Origin of the sequence: Streptomyces sp. C (assembly GCF_000158895.1) — a bacterium.
In the GTDB taxonomy this organism is placed as follows: Bacteria; Actinomycetota; Actinomycetes; order Streptomycetales; family Streptomycetaceae; genus Streptomyces; species Streptomyces racemochromogenes.
The window spans coordinates 5,984,126-5,986,753 of sequence record NZ_GG657750.1; the positions used below are offsets into that span (position 1 = coordinate 5,984,126).

Annotated in this window: 2 protein-coding genes and 1 pseudogene; all 3 read left to right on the top strand. The window is 74.2% G+C overall.

Annotation, left to right across the window (positions count from 1 at the left end):
• Window positions 1–28 precede the first annotated feature (28 nt).
• Window positions 29–929, top strand: a pseudogene (locus SSNG_RS26990) (sugar phosphate isomerase/epimerase family protein).
• A complete protein-coding gene (locus tag SSNG_RS26995) occupies window positions 926–1,609 on the top strand; it encodes an EboA domain-containing protein (RefSeq protein ID WP_007267100.1) in 684 nt (227 codons plus the stop codon). The pseudogene SSNG_RS26990 and the gene SSNG_RS26995 overlap by 4 nt, the downstream one beginning before the upstream one ends.
• Before the next feature lie 30 nt (window positions 1,610–1,639).
• A complete protein-coding gene (locus tag SSNG_RS27000; protein ID WP_007267101.1) occupies window positions 1,640–2,497 on the top strand; it encodes a TatD family hydrolase in 858 nt (285 codons plus the stop codon).
• The last annotated feature ends 131 nt before the right edge of the window (window positions 2,498–2,628 follow it).

Here is a 2,628-nt window from a genome sequence, read left to right on the forward strand (position 1 = left end):
GCCGGCTCGCCCGGAAGGTCTCCCCGACATGAGCGCACCCGCCGCGCTCCGCTTCGCGTACGGCACCAACGGCCTCGCCGACCACCGCCTCGGCGACGCCCTGCGCCTCCTCGCCGACCTCGGCTACGAGGGCGTCGCGCTGACCCTGGACCACCAGCACCTGGACCCGTACGCCCCCGGGCTCGCCGCACGCCTCAACGGGATCCGGCGGGCCCTGGACGACACCGGCCTGGACGTCGTCATCGAAACCGGCGCCCGCTACCTCCTCGACCCCCGCCACAAGCACCGGCCCACCCTGCTGTCCGCCGACCCGGCGGGCCGCGCCCTCCGCCTCGACCTGCTGCGCCGGGCCGTCGGCATCGGCGCGGTCCTGGGCGCCGGCGCCGTGCACTTCTGGAGCGGCACCCCCGACCCGGACACCACCCGCGAACAGGCCTGGCGGCGGCTGGTCGACGGCTGCGCCGAAACCCTCGGGCACGCCGAGGCCGCCGGCCTCGACCTGGCCTTCGAACCCGAGCCGGGGATGCTCGTCGCCGACCTCGCCGGCTACCGCAGACTGCTGGCCGACTCTCGGCCGGCCGGACCGCTTCCGCCTTCACCCTGGACCTCGGCCACTGCCGCTGCTCTGGAACCTCTGGCCCGTCGACCACTGCGTGGCCCTGGCCGCCGACCGCCTCGCCCACGTCCAGATCGAGGACATGCGCCGGGGCACGCACGAGCACCTCCCCTTCGGCGAAGGGGAGATCGACTTCCCGCCCGTCCTGCTCGCCCTCGCCGACGCCGGCTACCAGGGCCTCGTCTCCGTCGAACTCCCGCGCCACAGCCACGCCGGAGCGGAGTCGGCCCGGCACAGCATCGACTTCCTGCACGCCGCCGCCGGCCGGCGGCCGCAGCAGCGGACCCCACAGAAGGAGGCCGTACCGGTATGACCGCCCCCACCCTCGCCCCGCCCGCCGCCACCCTCGCGGACAGCGCCGTGCACGACGCGCTGACCCTGCGCACCCTCCGCGAGTCCCTGCGCTCCGTCCTCGACCAGGAACACCGCACCCGGCTCACCGCCGCCGAGGACGCCGTCGCAGCCGAAGGCACCGCCGCCCTGGACCGTCGCTTCCCCGCCGCCGGACGCGAGTACGGCCGCGGCCCCCTCCCAGGCTGGGCCGACTGGGCCGTCGAGGACGCCGTACGCACCGTCCTGCTGCTCGCCCTGACCCGGTACGGCACCTCCGGCGCCGCCCTGACCGCCGAAGCCGCCGAACGGTACGCGCACGGCGACGCCGCCGAACGCCGCGGCGTCCTGCGCGCCCTGCCGTTCCTGCCGGTCGGCGACCGCGCCGTGCACCTCACCGACGACGCCGTGCGCACCAACGACAACCGGCTCATCGCCGCCGCCCTCGGCCCCTACGCCCGCGCCCACCTCGACCAGTACCGCTGGCGCCAGGCCGTCCTCAAGTGCCTGTTCACCGGCATCCCCCTCGCCAAGGTGGCCGGCCTGCACGAACGCCGCGACGCCGAACTCGCCCGGATGGCCCACGGCTTCGCCGCCGAACGGCGCGCCGCCGACCGCACCGTGCCGGCCGACCTGTGGCTCGTGGCCACCCTCGACAACTGACGCCCCACCAACCCCGACCGGAGCCCGACCATGCGCATCTTCGACCCGCACATCCACATGACGTCCCGCACCACGGACGACTACCGGGCGATGCACGCCGCCGGCGTGCGCGCGCTGGTCGAGCCCGCGTTCTGGCTGGGCCAGCCCCGCACCTCACCCGCCAGCTTCACCGACTACTTCGACGCCCTCCTCGGCTGGGAGCCCTACCGGGCCGCCCAGTTCGGCATCAGCCACCACTGCACCATCGGCCTCAACCCCAAGGAGGCGAACGACCCGCGCTGCACGCCCGTCCTGGACCTGCTGCCCCGCTACCTCGCCAAGGACGGGGTCGTCGCCGTCGGCGAGATCGGCTACGACACCGTCACCGAGGCCGAGGACCACGCCTTCGCCGTCCAGCTCGCCCTCGCCGTCGAGTTCGCCCTGCCCGCCCTCGTCCACACCCCGCACCGCGACAAGGCCGGCGGCACCGGACGCTCCCTCGCCGTGATCCGCGAGTCCGGCATCGACCCCGGCTTCGTCGTCCTCGACCACCTCAACGAGGTCACCGTCCGCGAGGTCCGCGACTCCGGCTGCTGGATGGGCTTCTCCATCTACCCCGACACCAAGATGACCCCGGACCGCATGGTCGCCATCCTCAAGGAGCACGGCACCGAGCGGATCCTCGTCAACTCCGCCGCCGACTGGGGCCACAGCGACCCGCTCCTCACCCGCGCCACCGCCGAGGCCATGCTCGCCGCCGGCTTCGACGAGGACGACGTGGACCGCGTGCTGTGGCGCAACCCGGTCGCCTTCTACGCCCAGTCCGGCCGCCTCGGCCTCGACGGATACACGGACGCCCAGGCCGCCGGCCTCTTCGCGGGCAACTCCATCGCCCGCGGCGGAAACTGATCAGGAGGAAGGAACGCCTGATGCGCTTCCGCCACCCGGACGGCACCGCCGTCCACCTCGCCTACTGCACCAACGTGCACCCCGCGGAAACCCTGGAGGGGATCACCGCCCAGCTCGACACGTACGCCGAA